Origin of the sequence: Comamonas denitrificans (assembly GCF_017368815.1) — a bacterium.
GTDB classification, from domain to species: domain Bacteria; phylum Pseudomonadota; class Gammaproteobacteria; order Burkholderiales; family Burkholderiaceae_C; genus Comamonas; species Comamonas denitrificans.
Window position 1 is genome coordinate 1 of sequence record NZ_JAFNME010000004.1, and the last position, 17,472, is coordinate 17,472.

The 17,472-nt window shown below is 65.9% G+C and carries 12 protein-coding genes and 1 pseudogene; 3 read left to right on the plus strand and 10 right to left on the minus strand.

The annotated features are described in order from the left end of the window. The 3 genes and pseudogenes from J1777_RS02500 to tsaB form a co-directional block, all read right to left on the minus strand. Window positions 1–252, minus strand: a pseudogene (locus J1777_RS02500) (uracil-DNA glycosylase family protein); the annotation flags it as partial. Continuing rightward, the gene (gene rimI / locus J1777_RS02505; protein WP_207574261.1) at window positions 249–737 is read right to left on the minus strand and encodes a ribosomal protein S18-alanine N-acetyltransferase; all 489 of its coding nucleotides are present in this window, start codon (window positions 735–737) and stop codon (window positions 249–251) included. The pseudogene J1777_RS02500 and the gene rimI, both read right to left, overlap by 4 nt. A 3-nt stretch (window positions 738–740) precedes the next feature. Next, the gene (gene tsaB, locus J1777_RS02510; RefSeq protein WP_207574262.1) at window positions 741–1,436 is read right to left on the minus strand and encodes a tRNA (adenosine(37)-N6)-threonylcarbamoyltransferase complex dimerization subunit type 1 TsaB; all 696 of its coding nucleotides are present in this window, start codon (window positions 1,434–1,436) and stop codon (window positions 741–743) included. Window positions 1,437–1,485: 49 nt separating this feature from the next. Here tsaB and dacB point away from each other — a divergent pair, with 49 nt between their 5' ends. After that, on the plus strand, window positions 1,486–2,910 hold the full coding sequence (gene dacB / locus J1777_RS02515; protein WP_207574263.1) for a D-alanyl-D-alanine carboxypeptidase/D-alanyl-D-alanine endopeptidase: 1,425 nt from the start codon (window positions 1,486–1,488) through the stop codon (window positions 2,908–2,910). 121 nt (window positions 2,911–3,031) lie between these two features. Further along, window positions 3,032–4,186, plus strand: coding sequence for an ABC transporter substrate-binding protein (locus J1777_RS02520; protein ID WP_207574264.1), 1,155 nt, complete (start codon window positions 3,032–3,034; stop codon window positions 4,184–4,186). A 65-nt stretch (window positions 4,187–4,251) separates the two neighbouring features. Here the strand turns inward: J1777_RS02520 and J1777_RS02525 are convergent, their stop codons facing one another. The 7 genes from J1777_RS02525 to glnE form a co-directional block, all read right to left on the minus strand. Continuing rightward, entirely contained in the window at window positions 4,252–5,274 is a 1,023-nt protein-coding gene (locus tag J1777_RS02525; protein ID WP_207574265.1) for an L-threonylcarbamoyladenylate synthase, read from the minus strand. 2 nt (window positions 5,275–5,276) lie between these two features. Then, window positions 5,277–6,449, minus strand: coding sequence for a 5-(carboxyamino)imidazole ribonucleotide synthase (locus J1777_RS02530; RefSeq protein ID WP_207574266.1), 1,173 nt, complete (start codon window positions 6,447–6,449; stop codon window positions 5,277–5,279). Further along, window positions 6,446–6,943, minus strand: coding sequence for a 5-(carboxyamino)imidazole ribonucleotide mutase (gene purE / locus J1777_RS02535; protein ID WP_207574267.1), 498 nt, complete (start codon window positions 6,941–6,943; stop codon window positions 6,446–6,448). The genes J1777_RS02530 and purE overlap by 4 nt, the downstream gene beginning before the upstream one ends. Before the next feature lie 100 nt (window positions 6,944–7,043). Then, window positions 7,044–8,408, minus strand: coding sequence for a hypothetical protein (locus J1777_RS02540; protein ID WP_207574268.1), 1,365 nt, complete (start codon window positions 8,406–8,408; stop codon window positions 7,044–7,046). Next, window positions 8,401–9,336, minus strand: a complete 936-nt coding sequence (locus J1777_RS02545; RefSeq protein ID WP_207574269.1) for an ABC transporter ATP-binding protein — start codon at window positions 9,334–9,336, stop codon at window positions 8,401–8,403. The genes J1777_RS02540 and J1777_RS02545 overlap by 8 nt, the downstream gene beginning before the upstream one ends. Before the next feature lie 110 nt (window positions 9,337–9,446). Further along, entirely contained in the window at window positions 9,447–10,646 is a 1,200-nt protein-coding gene (locus J1777_RS02550) for an HD-GYP domain-containing protein (RefSeq protein ID WP_207574270.1), read from the minus strand. Beyond that, the gene (glnE, locus tag J1777_RS02555) at window positions 10,643–13,408 is read right to left on the minus strand and encodes a bifunctional [glutamate--ammonia ligase]-adenylyl-L-tyrosine phosphorylase/[glutamate--ammonia-ligase] adenylyltransferase (RefSeq protein ID WP_207574271.1); all 2,766 of its coding nucleotides are present in this window, start codon (window positions 13,406–13,408) and stop codon (window positions 10,643–10,645) included. The genes J1777_RS02550 and glnE overlap by 4 nt, the downstream gene beginning before the upstream one ends. A gap of 67 nt (window positions 13,409–13,475) precedes the next feature. Between glnE and J1777_RS02560 the strand changes: the two genes are divergently transcribed. Then, window positions 13,476–17,471: a YhdP family protein gene (locus J1777_RS02560; RefSeq protein WP_207574272.1), complete on the plus strand. Its 3,996-nt coding sequence runs from the start codon at window positions 13,476–13,478 to the stop codon at window positions 17,469–17,471. Window position 17,472: the final 1 nt, after the last annotated feature.

Here is a 17,472-nt window from a genome sequence, read left to right on the forward strand (position 1 = left end):
AGAGACGGGTACTGGCCGGGCCGGGCGCGGGCCCGCTGGTGCAGATTGCGATTGCGGCGACTGCGGCAGGCTGGGCGCAGTGCCCGCCACAGCAGGCTGTGCCGTTGCGGTGTGGGGCGCAGGCTTGAGTGTTGAACGCGTGGCCTGCGCCGTTGGCACCGGGGCGGCAGGTGCCACGGCTTCGGGCACCCACAGGGTGATGCCCATGGCCTCCAGCATGGCCAGGCGGCGGGCATCCAGGGCCAGGCTCATGGTGTGCCTCCGGCCAGGTCTTTGCACAGGTCTTTGCACATCAGCACGGCGGCTTCGCGCACGCCGGGGCTGACGGGGTAATAGTCTTTGCGCTGTCCAACGGCGACAAACCCGGCACCTTCGTACAGGCTGCGGGCGCGGGCATTGCTGCTGCGCACTTCCAGCCACAGGGTGTGCGCGGCCACTTGCCGCGCCCACTCGTGCAGGGCGTGCAAAAGGCAGCGGCCATGGCCCAAGCCTTGGTGCTGGGGGGCGACGCTGAGCGCGAGCAAGTGCACTTCATCAACGGCCTGCATGGCGACAAAAAACCCGAGCACCTCGCCATGGCGCACCAGCATGGCACCGTGGTAGCCGCTGGTCAATGCGTCGGCAAATTGGCGCTGCGTCCAGGGGTGGGCCTGGGCGGCGGCATCGACGGCGGCGACGGCGGGCAGCCATTGCGCCGCCATGGGCAGCAATTGTGCGGGGGCTTGGCAGTTGAGCATGCCTTAAGCGCCTGCCGCGCCTGCCGTGCGGGCGGCCAGGCGCTCAGCCGTGGTTTGGGCCACTTTGTCGCGGATGTACAAGGGCAGGGCCTGGCTAGCCGGGCGCAGCCCCCCGGCGGCGATCAAGGTGGGGGCCAGTTGCAGCAAGGCGGTGGCGCTGGGCAAGGCCCGGTGGTGGGTGCTGGTGGGGGCCAAATCGGCATACACCGCCTGGGCATTGCCCACGACCACCGCCCCGCTGGGCACCTGCACTGCGCCGGGGGCGCTCAGGGCGATGCCGGACAGGGCCTGCCACTGCCCGCTGCTGCGCTGGTAGTGGTAATGGGCGCTGTATACCTCGCCCATGCGGGCATCAAGCACGGCCAGCACATTGGCGCAGCCATGCGTTTGGTAGGCGGTGTGGGCCACGGCCAGCAGGCTGCACACGGGCAAGACGGGCACTTGGCTGCCAAAGGCCAGGCCCTGGGCCACGGCGCAGGCGGTGCGCAGGCCGGTAAAAGCACCGGGGCCTTGTCCAAAAACAATAGCTGTAAGCGTTTGTGGGGTAAGCGATAAGGCCGATAAACCTTCTAATATTTTAGGGATGAGCGTGCCCGATGCTTGGGGCCCACCGCCGCCTTGCCACTGCCACAGGGCATCCCCGCGCTGCACGGCGATGGTGGTTTGGTCGGTACTGGTGTCAAAAGCAAGCAAATCCATAGGGCAGCGATTATCGGTCAGGCACTTGGCCCGTTCTACACTTGCGGCCATGTTGAAAAAAATTGTCTCCTGCGCCGCTTTGGCGCTGACGGTGTGGGTGGCCCCGGTGCAGGCCCAGGATGCGCTCTCGACCCTGCCCCGCACGGTGCAAGCGGCGCTTAAACGCGCACAGATTCCGGCCGATGCGCTCTCTGTGTTTGTCGCCCCGGCCCCGCCGGGCCAAGCCCCGCGCCTGGACTGGCAAAGCACCGCGCCGCGCAATCCGGCCTCGGTGATGAAGCTGGTGACCACCTATGCGGCCCTGGACCAATTGGGGCCGGCGTTTGTGTGGCGCACCCCCTTGTACTTGGATGGGGTGATCGACAACGGCGCGTTTCGTGGCACGGTGTACATCCGGGGGGCGGGCGACCCCAAGCTGGTGTCGGAGCGGTTGTGGTTGCTGCTGGGGCGCTTGTCGGGCCTGGGGGTGCGCGTCATCGTCGGCGACATCGTGCTCGATCGCACAGCGTTTGCCCTGGCACCGCACGATCCGGGCGCTTTTGATGGCGAACCCTTTCGCCCTTACAACGTGGGCCCCGATGCGCTCTTGATCAACTACAACAGCCAGGTGCTGGGCTTTCTCCCCGACCCTGGGGCGGGGGTGGCCCGCATCCATTACGAGCTGCCCCTGGCCGGGGTGGCGCTGCCCAGCACCGTGCCGTTGGCCCCGGCGGGCAGCGCCTGTGGCGACTGGCGTGCGCAATTGCAAGCCAATTGGAGCCAGCCCCAACAGGTGCAGCTTGCCGGCACCTACCCCGCCAGCTGCGGCGATAAAAATTGGCCCGTGGCCCTGCCCGAGCCCGAGCGCTTTGCCGCCAAAGCCATTGAAGGCATGTGGCGCGCCCTGGGCGGCCAGCTGACCGGCACGGTGCGCGATGGCCAAGTGCCCCCGGGCCTAAAACCAGCCTGGGAAAACCAATCGCCCGCCCTGGCCGAAGTGGTGCGCGATATCAATAAATACAGCAACAACGTCATGACCCAGCAATTGCTGCTCACGCTGGCCAAAGAGCGCACGGGCCAGGGCAGCTTTGAGTCCGCCCGTTTTCTGCTCACCCAATGGTGGCAACAGCGCTGGCCCAGCGCCCCCGTCCCCGAGGTGGATAACGGGGCCGGCTTAAGCCGCGCCGCGCAGGTGACCGCCGCAGGCCTGGGGCAGATGCTGCAAAGCGTGTGGGCCTCGCCGGTGATGTCGGAATTTATGGCCTCGCTGCCCATCGCTGGCACCGATGGCACGCTGCGCCGCAGCCAAGCCAATGCCAGTGCCCACCTTAAAACCGGCAGTCTGCGCGATGCCCGGGCCCTGGCCGGATTTGTCGATGGCCGCAGCGGCCAGCGCTATGTGCTGGTGGCCTTTATCAACCATGCCAATGCCGACAATGGCCGTCCGGTCATGGATGCTTTGGTCGATTGGGTTGCCCAAGATCAAGGGCGTTAGATCGTGAACACGTTCTGAGGGCGCAATCAAGGGTTTTCCCGGAAATTCGGCGGAATCAAAAAAACCCTCCGAGAGGCACAATCAAACGCTTCTCATCTGCTGTCCTTTGGAGGGTTTTGTTATGCAGCGACGTCGCTTTGTTTCCCTGGCTTGCCAAACTGCCATCGTGGGGGCCTGGCCGGCATGGGCGCTGCAGGCATCGGCCCAAGAGGGCACGACCCCAGGGCTCACCGACCAAGCCATCCACATTGCCAGCAGTGTGCCGCTGACGGGCACCTTGGTCGGTTTTGGTCAGGCTGTGCAAAAAGGCGCTGGCGCTGCCTTTGCCGAGATCAATGCCCAGGGCGGTATTTATGGCCGCCAAATTCGCCTCCACCTGGTGGACGATGGCTACGACCCCGAGCGCTCGGTGGCCAACATCAAAAACATCCTTCAAGAGCGCAAAGCCCTGGCCTTGCTCTCGTGCGTGGGCACGCCCAACAACACGGCCATCACCCCGCTGATTGAAGCGGCCGGCATTCCCCACGTGGCCCCGATTACCGGGGCGGCCTCGCTGCGCAAAGCCCAGCAATCGGTGTTTCACGTTCGCGCCGGTTACAGCGAAGAGGTGATCAGCTTGGTGCAGCGCTTGGTGGGCATGGGCCTCAAAGGCATTGCCGTGGTGTACCTGGACAACGGCTATGGCCGTGAGCTGCAAGGGGTGGCCGCCGCCGAATTGCAGCGCCTGGAGGCCACGCCCGCGGCCGAGCTGGCGCTGGAGGTGAAAGGGGACAACGCCAACGCAGTCCTGCAAGCGCTCAAGCAAGCCCGCCCTTCGGCGGTGTTGCTGCTCACGGCCGGCACGTCCTCGCTGGGCATGATTCAAGGCATCAAGCAACAGCTGCCGGGGGTGCTGATGGCGGGCTTGAGCTCCACCATCCAGGGGCTCAAGCTGGACGATGCCGCCAGCGGCATGGCTGTGACCACCATCGTGCCCGACCCGAACCGGGGCAAAAACGGCGTGGTGCGCAGCTACCAAGCGGCCATGAAGGCGCTAGGGGAGCAAGAGTTTTCGCAGGGCTCTTTGGAGGCCTACATCAACGCCCACGTGCTGGCCTACGGCCTGCGCTTGGCGGGCAAAGAACCCACCCCTGCACGCGTGCGCGCGGCCTTGTCCAGCATTCGCAACTTTGATCTGGGCGGGTTTGTCGTCAGCTACGGGGCCACGCCCCCCTTCATTGGTTCGCGCTTTATTGAGCTGGGCATCATTGGCCGCAACGGACGCTTTGTGGGTTAAGAACGTGTTCACGATCTAAGCCCATACTTGCCAAGCGCGGCTGCACGCGGCTTTACAACCGCGCCTTAGCCTGCGGCAGCGGCCCGCTCCAGCCGGTCACGCACGCCTTCCCAGTCGGCGCTCTCGGGCGGGGCTTCCACCCAAATCAAGGGCACGCCCAGGGCGTCCAAATCGCGCAAATCGCTGAATAACTGTTGGGCGGCGGCCAAGGCGTTGTGCGGCATGGCCCGCAGTGCAATGCCGGGCCCGGGGCGGGTCAGGGGGCTGCGGTGGTACACCGCCAAGGCCGGGGCCTCGCGCCCCAGCAGCTGCAGGGCGCTGCGCAGTTGCTCGGTGCCCATCAAGCGCACTTTGGCATTCGGGGCATAGTGGGCCAAAAGAGTTCCAGAGGCGCGTGGGGTATGCGCAGACAGCTCTTCTTTCGATAGTGGTCGTTGGCCGCACACCCGCGCAATATCGTCGCGCGTAATCGCCCCGGGGCGCAGCAGCACGGGCACGCCCCGGGTGCAGTCGATGATGGTCGATTCAATGCCAACCGCACAGGCACCGCCGTCCAGCACCAATAAATCAGCGCCAAATTCGCTGGCCACATGCGCCGCCGTGGTGGGGCTGATGCGGCCAAACTTGTTCGCGCTGGGCGCGGCCAGGCCCCAAATGGGCGGCTGGCGCTGCAGGCAGGCCTGCAGCAAAGCCTGGGCCACCGGGTGCGCCGGGCAGCGCAGGCCAATGGTGGCTTGCCCGCCTGTGGCGGCCTGGGCGATGCCCGGTCGGCAGGGCAGGATGAGGGTCAAAGGCCCGGGCCAGAAGGCCTCGATCAGCTGCTGGGCAAACACCGGGACGGCTTGGGCGTAGTGGGCCATGGCGGCGCTGGGGCCCTGGGGGTGCCCTTGGGCATCGGCCACATGCACGATCAGCGGGTGGTCGGCCGGGCGGCCCTTGGCCGCAAAAATCTGAGCCACGGCGTTGGGGTTGTCCGCATCGGCGGCCAAGCCGTACACGGTTTCGGTCGGCAAACCGATCAATTGGCCCTGGGCCAGCGCGTCGGCCGCGCGGGCAATGGTGTCGGGGTGGTGGCCGTCCAAAACCATGCTTAAAACGCCTCGATGCCCACAATGGCAGCCGCTTGCAGCGCGGTGGCGCGGGCCGCCTCGGCCGTGGTGGCCGTGATGTTGAGGTGGCCCATCTTGCGGCCGCGTTGGGCCTGGGCCTTGCCGTACAGGTGCAGGTGGCAGCCGGGCAGCGCCAAGACTTGATCCCAGGCGGGGGTCTGGGCCGTGTCGCCATGCGCGAACCACAAATCGCCCAGCAGGTTGAGCATGATGCTCGCGCTGTGCAGGCGCGGCTGCACCAGCGGCAGGCCGGTCATGCAGCGCACTTGCAGCTCAAACTGCGACACATCGCAGCCGTTTTGGCTGTAATGGCCGCTGTTGTGCGGGCGCGGGGCGATTTCATTGACCACGAGGCTGCCGTCTTGCAGCACAAAGAACTCGACGCACAGCACACCCACATACTGCAAGCCTTCTGCTACCGATTTAGCAGCTGCCAGCGCTTGCTGGGCTTGGGCTAAAGGCAGATTTCCTTCATACACCTCGGTCACGGCCAAAATGCCATCGCGGTGCAGGTTGCGCTGCACCGGCAGGTGCACGATCTGGCCATTGCGGCCACGGGCGACGATGACGGAGCACTCGTGCGCCAGCGGCAGCATTTTTTCCAGCACGCAGGCCACGCGGCCCAGATCGTCCCAGGCCTGGGCCAGTTCTTCCAGGGTCTTGACGCGCACCTGGCCCTTGCCGTCGTAGCCCATGCGGGCCGTTTTCAGAATGCCGGGCAGCAGGTCGGCGGGCACCGCTGCCAGTTGCTCGGGCGTTTCGATCACGGCGTGCGGCGCTACGGGCACGCCGCAGCGCACAAAGTGGGCCTTTTCGGCAGCGCGGTCTTGGGCAATGGCCACCGCCGACCCGGCGGGTGCGACCGGCAGGGTCTGCGCCAGCTGGTTCAGGCTGGCAGCGGGCACGTTTTCAAACTCGGTGGTGACGGCGGCGCAGACGCGGGCCAGCTCGGCCAAGCCTTGGGCATCGCTGTAGCCGCTGCGGATGTGCTGGTGGCTGATGCGCCCGGCGGGGCTGGTGGCATCGGGGTCGAGCACGGCGGTGAAGTAGCCCATGGCCTGCGCCGCGTGGGCAAACATGCGGCCCAGCTGGCCGCCCCCCAGTACGCCCAGCGTCGCGCCGGGCAGGATTACGGGCGTGGCATGGGCGCTCATGCGTTCACCGGCAAAGTCATGGCGCGCGCCGTTTCGGTCTGCTCGGCGCGGAAGGCATTGAGCTGGGCGCGCAGGGCCGGGTCTTCGTTGGCCAGCAGCGCCACGGCAAACAGCGCGGCATTGGCCGCCCCGGCCTGGCCAATGGCAAACGTGGCCACAGGCACGCCCTTGGGCATTTGCACGATGCTGTGCAGCGAATCCACGCCCTGCAGGTGGCGGCTGGCCACGGGCACGCCCAGCACGGGCACGGGGGTTTTGGCGGCGATCATGCCCGGCAGATGGGCTGCGCCGCCCGCGCCCGCAATGATGGCCTTGAGGCCGCGCTCGGCGGCCGCTTCGGCGTAGCGGAACATGTCGTCGGGCATGCGGTGGGCCGAGACCACCTGCGCCTCAAACGCGATACCGAATTGCTGGAGGATGGCAACGGCGTGCTGCATGGTGTCCCAGTCACTGCTGGAGCCCATGACCACACCAACTTGGATGGCTGCTTGCATAGTGTGAAAGTAAAAAAGCGCGCCCAGGGCATCTAACGACGCTGAGCGCGCGTGCTGGCGCAGGGGAAGAACAACCGCCAAAGCGGCAAAGCCGCAGATTTTACGGCGCGATCGTCTTTTGCGGGGTCATGTGCTGGGACAGCCCACGACCGTTCTGGGACGAGCGTGCCGCCCACCCCACCCACAGGCAGGCCAGCGCCAGCTGTGCGCCCAGGGCCATCCAGGCCCAGGGGCGCGGCAAGGTGCCCGGTGGGGCCACATCGCCGACCAGCACCGCCAGGGGTTGCAGCGCTGCGGCGGCGGTGTTGCCCGCGGTGCCCAATACCAGCAGGGGCAGCACCAGGTTGATGACCAGCCAGGTCACGGTAAAGACGGCCACGGGCGATTTCCAGCGCTGGGCCTGCAGGGCAAAGCCGGTCAGGATCAGCCCCTCGCGCAGCAGTTGTGCGCAGGCCAGCAGCAGCCACCAGCCCACCGTGGTGGTGCTGGACTGGCTCCAGGCGATGGCCGAGGCCAGCAGCGCCAGCAGCCAGCTGATGGGCCACAGGGGCAGTGCCTGCCAAGCGCTGCGCCAGCGCCGCTGCTGCAGCCCCCACTGCACCTGATGCCAGGCGCGGGCATGGCCCGCCATGTGTTGCAGGCCGATGAAGGCGGTGGCCACCAAGGCCCAGCCCGCCAGGTGCGGCCACAGCGCGGCAGCCTGCGTGTGCCAGACCCCGGCGCTGGCCACCCCGGCCACCACCAGCCCCACGGGCCAGGCCCAGGGCAGGGTGGGCACATCCAGGCGCTCGCACAGCTGGCGCCACAGGGCCAGCAGGCCCAGTCCGCAGGCGGCAAGGCCCAGCACGTACGCCAAGCCCCAGTCGCCCAAGTCCCAGCCCCACCAGGGGTGGTGTTCGGGCGAGGGCAGGGCGCGCACCAGCCCCAGCACCAGGGGCAAGCCGATCAGCGCCAGCAGCCACAGGCTGCGCTGCTGCCACGGCCCGGCGTGCCAGCGCACCAGCACCGCATTCATGGCCCAGGCCTGGGCGGCCAAGCCCCACAGCACGGCCAGCATCAGCAGGTGCCAGGCGCGGTGCGCGCCCCACAGCAGCTCCCACACCGAGGCGGCCACGACGCTGGTCACGCCAAACAAGGCGGCGTACAGCCAGGCGGGCACCGTGGCACCCAGCAGCTTGCCCCAGGCCATTTGCCAGGGGGTGAGGGCCGACAGGCGCTGCCAGTCCCAGGTGTGCTGGCGCACTTCCTCGCTCAGGCTGCGCGCGGCCAGCACGCTGGCGTACCCCGTGGTGCTGGCCCACAGGCCAAAGACTGCCGTCAGGCCCAGGCTGGCCAGGCGTTCATGGGCATCGGACAAAACCAAGGGCAGCGCCAGGATCAGGCTGCACAGCAGCAGCGTCCACAGCGCCAGGCTGGGCCGCCAGTTAAGCCAGAGCTGGCGTTGAAATTCTGGATTGTTAAGCATGCGCGGACGGCCCTTCTACGGTGCGCTGGTAGCGCTGCTGCAAACTTTCGCGCTGGGGCACCAAGCTGGCCAGCGGCACGCCTTGCTGCACCCAGTGCGCCACCAGGGCGGCGCGTTGTTCTGCGGCCGTTGGCAGCCACAACAGCACCGGGGCATGGGGCGGCTGGCTTTGGATTTCCAGCCCTTGCAGGCAATCGAGCCACTGTGCGGTCAGCGGGGCGGCCAGCTCCAGCGCAAACAATTGCTGCTCGTCGGCCTCTGGATGGGCCCGGGTGGTGTGCAGCGGCCCGTGGTTTTCGATGCGGCCAGCGCGCAGCGCCAGAATGTGGGTGCAGTACTCGTCCAGCTCGCTCAGGATGTGGCTGGAGACGATCAGCGTCATGCCCTGGGCCTGCAGCTGGCGCATCAGCTGCGCCAAGCTGGCGCGGGCCTCGGGGTCGAGGCCGCTGGCTGGCTCGTCCAGCAGCAGCACGGCGGGTTGGTGAACGATGGCCTGCCCGATGGCCAAGCGCTGGCGCTGGCCGCGCGACAGTTGGCTGGGCAGGCGCTGCAGCAAGGCCTGCAAGTCCAGCTGCTGCGCCACCTGGGCCACCCGCGTCTGTGCCACGTGGGGGGCCAGGCCCATGGCGCGGGCGGCATATTCCAGGCCTTGGGCCACTGTCAGCCGTTCGTACAGGCCAAAAAAATCGGACAGATAGCCCACATGCCGATGCACTTCGCGGGGGGCTTGCAGCACATCGACACCATGCACCACGATCTGGCCCGCAGCCGGGTGCTCCAGCCCGGCCAGGCAGCGCAGCAGGGTTGATTTGCCCGCCCCGTTGGGCCCGACCAGGGCGGTCACGCTGCCAGCGGCCATGTGCAGGTCAATACCGTCCAAGGCGCGGTGGCCGGGGTATTCAAAAATCAAACCCGCTACGTCGATCATGGCTGGGCTCTTTGCAATACAAAAGAGAGCTTCTTGCGCTCGTATTTATTAGGTTTCACAGTGAAAACACCTTAAAAATAACTATTTACAAGCGAAAGCAGCTTTTTTATTTATAACGTGAGCAGGCGATCCATGGCCACACTCACCCGCACTTCCTTGTGCGGTACGGCACCGGTGATTTTGTTGGTGGCCAAGGCGGTGTTGCGGGTCATGGGGTCGCATGGCATGCCGTCGCGGTTGAGAAACACGGCCACGATGGGGGTGGCGGCGTGGTCGCTGCGCCGAATCACTACGCCCGATTCCCCGCTGGCCAGATGCACCCAGGCCCCTGGGGGGTAAATTCCCAGGGTTTTGACCAGTGCTGCGCCGGTTTCATCGACGGCCTTGGTTTCGTCGTAGTAGCAGGCCTTCATGGCCGAGGTGACGGACATCGGTTCGCGCCCGACGCGCGGGGCAATGCGCGCACCGAACAAGTCGGCCCGCTGGATGAGCCGCGCCATTTGGCGGCCTGGGCTTTTTTGCGCCAATCGGCCGGGGTCGCGGTAGTGGTGAAATTTCACCGCCTCCAGCCACAAGGCATCCTGCACCCCCAAGCTCTTGAGCTTGAGCACAGATTGCTCGGAATGGTGGTCAATCGCCTTGGCTTGTTCGGCGCTCAAGGGGGTGCGCTGCAGGGCCAAATCGTCTTGCAATTGGGCCATGGCAATGTTCATGCTGAGCGCTGCTTTGCCCAGGGATTGCACTTGGGCCTCGGGCCAGGTGAGCGTTTCACGCGCCACCAGCATGGTGATGACGGCCACCAGCATGCCGTGGGTGGCGCTGTAAAAGCGCACCTCTTCGGCCGAGAGCTGCACCAGGGCCAGCAGGGCCGAGTCGGCATTGTTGGCGCTGTAATTGGCCAGGGCCGAAAACATGCGGTGAAAGCGCGGCAGAAAGGTTTCTGGATCGGGGTTGCGCATCAGCTGCGTCCAGTGCAGTTGCCAATCTTTCCAGCGCGGGTGGCGGGAGTTTTCTTCTTCGTTGTCGTCGTTTTTGGCCGTGGCCTGCAGCGTGGTCTCGGCAATGTCGCCCAGCTTTTTATCGCTGTGCAGCAAGGCCTGCAACTGGGCCAAATAGGCGCGGTAGGCATCTTCTGATTCGTCGGTATCTACGTACAGGGTGTGGCCGCGCAAAATGAGTTTTTTCAGATCTTCTTGCGAATGGATCACAAATCCTTTGCCCGCCAAGAGGGTACCGCCCGTGCCGCGCAGGGCAAAGGGAATCGGTTGGCCAAAAGGAATACTGGACAGGTCCAGTTCAATGAGTTTCATAACACACAGGGGGGAAAGACAGCGGCCCACAATGCAAGGATGGCATCACGGTGGGGCGCAATACTAATGGCATCGAGCACGCCATTGCTGGCATTGAGGCGCGAAATATGCTGCAGGCGGCGCAATTGCCGGTAGGCATCGGCGGCCGCCTGCCCGGTGCCTGGGGGCACCAGCCCGGCCGCATCGGCGTAGTGCAGCAAGGCGATGTTGCCGGCATTGGCCACCAGGGCCGGGTGCGCGGCGGCATGGGCCAGCACCAAAAACTGCACGGCAAACTCGCCATCGAGCATGCCGCCAGGGCTGTACTTGAGGTCAAAGCGCTCGGCGGGCACCGGGTGGGCTTGGCGCAAGCGCTCGCGCATGTGCACGATTTCTTGGCGCAGTGCGTCGATGTCGCGCGGGGCGGTGAGGACGGCTTGGCGCACCGCCTCAAACCGGGCGGGCAAATCGCCATTGCCCACGATGCAGCGGGCACGGGTAATGGCCTGGTGCTCCCAGGTCCAGGCGGTATTGCTGCCACGCTGTTGCTGGTAAGCAGAAAAAGCGGCAAAACTGCTCACCAACAGGCCCGAGTTGCCATTGGGGCGCAGCTGGGTGTCGATTTCAAACAAATCGCCTTCGCTGGTTTTGACCGTGAGCCAGGTGATGAGCTTGCGCACAAAGGCGGCGTAAATTTGCGGGGCCTGTTCATCGTCGTCGTCAAAGACAAAGACGATGTCCAAATCGCTGCCATAGCCCAGCTCTTTGCCCCCCAGCTTGCCGTAGCCCAGGATGGCAAAGTGCGGTTGCTCGCAGTGGCGTTGCTTCAGGCGCTGCCAGCACCATTGGCTGGTGATGTGCAAGATGGCATCGGCCAAGGCGCTTAAATCATCGGCCACCTGCTCCACGGTGATCGCCCCTTCCACATCGCGCACCAGGGTGCGAAAGACTTCGGCATGGTGGGCGCGGCGCAGCAGGTTGAGCAGGTTTTCATCATCGTCTTCGCCGGTGCGCTGCAGGGCCGCGCGGCGCGCTTGCAGCTCTTGCAAAAACACCTGGGGGTTGAAGCGCTCATGCACCAAGGATTCGTTGGCCAGCTCGTCAATCACCCCCGGGTGCTGGCGCAAATACTGCACCGGCCAGGCGGCGGTGCCCAGCATGTGCAGCAGCCGTTCATGCACCAGGGGGCGCTCGATCAGCAGGGCCAGATAGCTTTCGCGGCGCAGCAAGGGTTCGAGCCACTGCAAGAAGGCCAAAACAGCGGCCAAATTGGTCTTTTGCGCTTGTAACCATTGCGCTGTCAGCTCTAAAAGTTGAAGCAGGCGCGTTTGGGTGGAGGGGCGCAGGCTTGGCACTTTGTGGGTGTCACACCAGGCTTTCAAGCGCTCGGCCAAGGGCGCGGGGGTGACGGCCAGCAAAGCCTGCACTTCGGGTGGGTTTTGTGGCCCCCCAGGGCGCTTCGGGGGCTGGCACAGGCCGCCGGCGCAGCCGGTGGCTGGGCCGCCCAGCAGGGCATCAAACTCTTGGGCAACCAGTTCGCGCCAATGGTGCAGCTGGTCGAAAAAATCGGCGGTTGTGGCGCAGCCCATGGTGCGGGCAATCCAATCGAGATCGCCGTCCTCGGTGGGCAGAACATGGGTTTGCAGGTCGTCCAAATACTGGATGCGGTGCTCCACTTGGCGCAAAAAGCGGTAGGCCTGGGCCAGTTGCTGGGCCGTGGCGGGGGGCATGAGTTCGGCTTTGGCCAGCCGCTCCAGGGCCTGCAAGGTAGGGCGGCAGCGCAATTCGGGGAACTGCCCGCCGCGCACCACCTGCAACAGCTGCACGGTGAATTCAATTTCGCGAATGCCGCCGGGCGAGAGTTTTACGTCGTTGCTGCGGCCAGGCTGGCCATTGCTGCGGCGGCTGGCGTGTTCGCGAATTTGCCGGTGCAAATCGCGCAGCGCATCAAAGACGCTGTAGTCCAAATACTTGCGAAACACAAACGGCAGCACCACATGGCGCAGCGTTTTGACTTGCGCACTGGCAATGCAGGCCCGTGGTGCCACGACGCGGCTTTTGAGCCAGGCAAAACGTTCCCACTCGCGCCCATGGGTTTGCAAATAGGTTTGCAGCGCCGGCAGACAGATCACCGTCGGGCCAGAATTGCCGTGCGGGCGCAGCGCCAAATCGACCCGAAAGACAAAGCCGTGCTCGGTGACTTCGCCAATCAGTTGAAAAATCATGCGCACCACGCGGGTGAAATATTCATGGTTGCTCAAGCTGCCTTTGCCCAGGGCATCGCGCCCGGTGGTTTCGCCCTCGTGCCCATAGACGTAAATCAGGTCAATGTCGCTGGAGACGTTCAGCTCGCGCGCCCCCAGTTTGCCCATGCCCACAATCCACAGCGGCACCACCTGGCCATGGGGGCCCTGCGGCTGGCCGTGGCGCTGGCTGAGGACGGTTTGGGCCTGGGTGCAGGCGGCATCCAAGGCCAGCTCGGCCAGGGCCGTCATGCTGGCGGTCACCTCGGCCAGGCTGGCCTGCCCAGCGCAATCGCGCTCCAGCACGCGGGCCACCACCAGCTGGCGCAGGATGCGCAGGGCCGTGCCCAGTTCTTGCCCCTGCGCCAGCAGTTGCGCCAAGGCCTGGGACATGGTGCTGGCGGTGGGTTGGCCAGGGGGCAGCAGGGCGGCTGCATCGGCGTAGCGGCGCTGCACCCGCTGCCAAAAACGCGAAGTGCTCGCCCATGCAGGGGATGGGCCACCGGCTGGGGAGGGGGGAGAGGCAATCTCAGAAGACATTCATCAACACATAAAAGAGAGGGTACAGCCGCCGGGCGATAATTTGCGGTTGCTTGCACCTGATCGAATGAACCATAGCGCCCCGCTTCCCTCCCAACGCTTGCACTGGCTGGCCTGGCTGGCCCGTTGGGTGTTACGCGCCACACTGGCCGCTTGGGCGGTTTTCTTGCTCGCTTGGGGCGGATTGCACTTGGTGATTGTGCCGCGAATCCCCCAATGGAGTGCCCATGTGGAGCGCTGGGCCAGTCACGCCATAGGGGCTCCGGTGCGCATTGGCCAATTGCAAACCCAGGCCAATGGCTTGTTTCCGACCTTGCTGCTGCAAGACATTCATATTTTGGATGCCCAGCACCGGCCCGCTTTGCAGCTGCCCAAGGTGGTGCTGACGATTTCCCCCCGCTCCATCTTGCGCGGCGGCTTAGAGCAGTTGTTTATTGAGGCCCCCCATCTGCAAGTGCGCCATCTGGCCGATGGCCGCTGGCAAATTGCCGGGCTGGTGTTGGACCCCGCCGGGCCGGGCCAGTCCTCGCAGGGTCTGGAGTGGCTGTTAGAGCAGCCCGAACTGGCCGTGGCCGGAGGGCAGATTCAATTTACCGACGAAACCGGCCAAACCCCCCCCATGCATTTGCAAGATGTGCGCCTGGTGCTGCGTGGCAGCCCCTGGCACCATGCGCTGCGCTTGGATGCCCAGGATGACCAAGGCCAGCAGCTGCATGCCGCCGGGCGCTTTCGCCGCCCCCTGCTGCCCAGTCGCGCACCGATTTGGCAGCGCTGGAGCGGCCAATGGTTTGCCCAGTTGCAGCTGCGCCAGTTGCCCACCATTGCCTGGCCCCAGGAGTGGGGCATTGCCCAGGCCCAGGGCCAAGGGCAGGCCCGCATCTGGGCGGATGTGGTGGATGGCCAATGGGTGGGTGCCAGCACCGACATGGCCTTGCAAGCGGCCCGTGTGCAGTGGCGCGACCCGGCCCGGCCCGCGCTGGCCTTGGCCGACGTGCAGGGCCGCGTGTCTGCGCAATGGCAAACCCAGGCCGCCCGCGCATCGTGGGCCATTCAGGCGCAGCGCTGGGGCTTTACCTGGCAGCCGCCGCTGGGCCCGGCCCAGCGCTGGCCGGCCAGCGATTGGTCGGTGCAGAACACGACCACCGGGGCCGAGCAGCATGTGCGCCTGCACATTGCCCAGGCCGATGTGGGCTTGGCCCGGCAGCTGGTGGCCGAGCTTCCCGTGCCCGCCGCCATCCAAGCGCCGCTGGCCCGCCTGGCCCCGGCTGGGCAGCTCAACGAGCTGCACGTGCGCTGGAGCCAAGGCGGCACAACCCCCCGCTACCAAGCCAGTGGCCAGATTGCGCAGCTGCACCTGCAAAGCCAGCCCGCGCCCAGCGGGGTGGGAACGCCGGGGGTGTCGGGGCTGAACCTGCGGTTTGAGCTGGATGAGCAAGGCGGCAGCGCCCAACTGCACACCCGCCAAGGGGCGCTGGATTTTCCCGGTGTCTTTGAAGAGCCCACCATCCCCTTGGATGACTTGCGCGCCCAACTGCGCTGGAAGCAGGTGCAGGGCCGTTGGCAGCTGACCGTCTCGGAGGCGCACTTTGCCAATGCCGATGCGGCCGGCAGCCTGCAAGCCCAGTGGCGCATGGGCGATGACCCCGACCACCCCTTGCCCGGCATTTTGGATTTAAGCGGGCAACTGAGCCGCGCCGACGGCACCCGCGTCCACCGCTACCTGCCTTTGGAAATCCCCGCCAGTGCCCGCCACTACGTGCGCGACAGCGTGCTGGCCGGGGGCAGCCGCGATGTGCGCTTTGCCGTGCAAGGGGACTTGCGGCACATGCCGTTCAGTGACCCCGCCCATGGCGGGCGCTTTTACATTGCCGCGCAGATTGCCGATGCCACCTACGACTACGTGCCCAGCCGCCTGCGCCCCGCCAGCCAAGCGCCCTGGCCGCTCTTGCAAAAATTGTCGGGATGGCTGATTTTTGAAGGGGCTGGCATGCAAGTGCGCGATGCCCGCACCGGCTTTGCCGGGCCCAAAGGGCCGATGGCCCCGCTGCAGCTGGCGCACATTCAGGCCGATATTGCCGACCTCACCCACCCCGTCGTGCAAGTGCAGGCCAAAGACACCGCCCCCCTGGCGGCCCTGCTGCAAACCGTGCAGGGCACGGCCATTGAGCAGCTGACCAACGGGGCCTTGGCCCAGGCCCAGGCCCAGGGCTTGGCCCAACTGCAGTTGCAGCTGCAACTGCCCATTGCCGAGATTGAAAAAAGCCAGGTGCAAGGTCAGCTGCAGCTGCAGCGCAACCAGATTCGCCTCACGCCCGACACCCCGGTGCTGCGCCAGGCCCAAGGGCGCATTGATTTTTCTGACACCGGCTTTGCCCTGCACCAAGTGCAAGCCCAGGCCTTGGGCGGCAGCGTGCGCATCAGCGGCGGCATGAGCGACCCCCAAACCGGCGTGAAAGTGCAAGCCCAAGGGCAGGCGAGCGCTGCCGGCCTGCAAGCCGAGGCCCCACTGGCCCTGGTGCGCCAACTGGCCCACTACGCCCAGGGTAGCAGCCCCTACCAAGTGGACGTGACCGCACGCGGCGGGGCCCCTGAAGTGCTGGTGCGCAGCGACTTGCAGGGGCTGGCCCTGCAACTGCCCGCCCCGCTGGACAAAGACAGCGCCCAGCGCCTGCCCCTGATGGTGCGCTCCACCCCCCAAGGGGGCGGCACCAGCCAGCTCGACATCGTGGTGCAAGGGCGCGGGCAGCTGCGCTACCAGCTGGGCAGCGATGGCCAGGCCCAAGGGGGCGCGATTGCCCTGGGCACGGATGTCCCACTGCCACCGCCCAGCGCCAATGCAGCCCCCACCGTGGCCGCCGTGGTGCGCTTGCCCGCGTTGGACATTGATGCCTGGAGCCAGGTGCTCGATACCCTTGAAGGCAGCCATGACACCAGCGCCAGCTACCTGCCCCAGCGGGTGCAGCTGGACGTGGGCAGCCTGCGCGTGGCCCAGCGCCAGCTGGGCCCCAGCAGCGCCCAGCTGGCATACAGCCACAACCGCTGGCACGGCCAACTGCAGGCCGAGCAGTTTGCCGGGGATGTGGAATACCACCGCCCCAGTGAGCAACATCCGGCGGGCTTGGTGTTTGCCCGTTTGGAGCGCTTAGAAATCCCCGCCTCTGATGTTGAAAAACTAGAGCTGGAACCGCAGGCAGCACCTACCAATTCTGGCAATTGGCCGGCATTGGATATCCGGGTGGAAAACTTCACCCTGGCCGATAAACGCTTGGGGCAACTGAGCTTGCTGGCCCGCCAGCGCCAGCCCGGCAGCTGGAGCCTGGAGCGCTTGCAACTGACCACGCCCGAGACCCGCTGGCAAGCCCACGGCACCTGGGCCAAAGAAGATGCCGACCCCACCCGTGCCCAAGCCCGGCGCACCCGTATTGACTTCACCTTAGACACCCAAAACGCTGGCCAATTGCTCGACCGCCTGGGCATGCCCGGCGTGGTGCGCGATGGCCGTGGTCAATTGAGTGGGCAACTGAGCTGGCAAGGCAGCCCCGCCGCGCCCCACTGGCCCAGCATGGCCGGCAGCGTGCGCCTGGGCATGGACAAGGGCCAGTTTCTCAAGGCCGACCCCGGCATGGCGCGGCTGCTCAGTGTGCTCAGCCTGCAATCCATCAGCCGGCGCTTGAGCCTGGATTTTCGGGATGTCTTTAGCGCCGGTTTTGCCTTTGACTTTGTGCGCGGCGATATCGACATCGCCCAGGGCATCGCCCGCACCAACAACCTGCAAATGAAGGGCCTGAACGCCGCCGTGCTCATGGAAGGGCAGGCCAGCTTGCAAGACGAAACCCAGCAGCTGCGCCTGGTGGTCGTGCCCGAGATCAACGCCATGACCGCCTCCTTGGTGGCCACCGCCATCAACCCCGTCATTGGCCTGGGCAGCTTTGTTGCCCAAGCCCTGCTGCGTGGCCCGGCCATTGCGGCCGCAACGCGCAGCTTTGATGTCTCGGGCACGTGGGACAACCCCGTGGTCACCCCCGTGACCGAGGCCCCCAGCCCCGCCAAAAAAGAGGAATAAG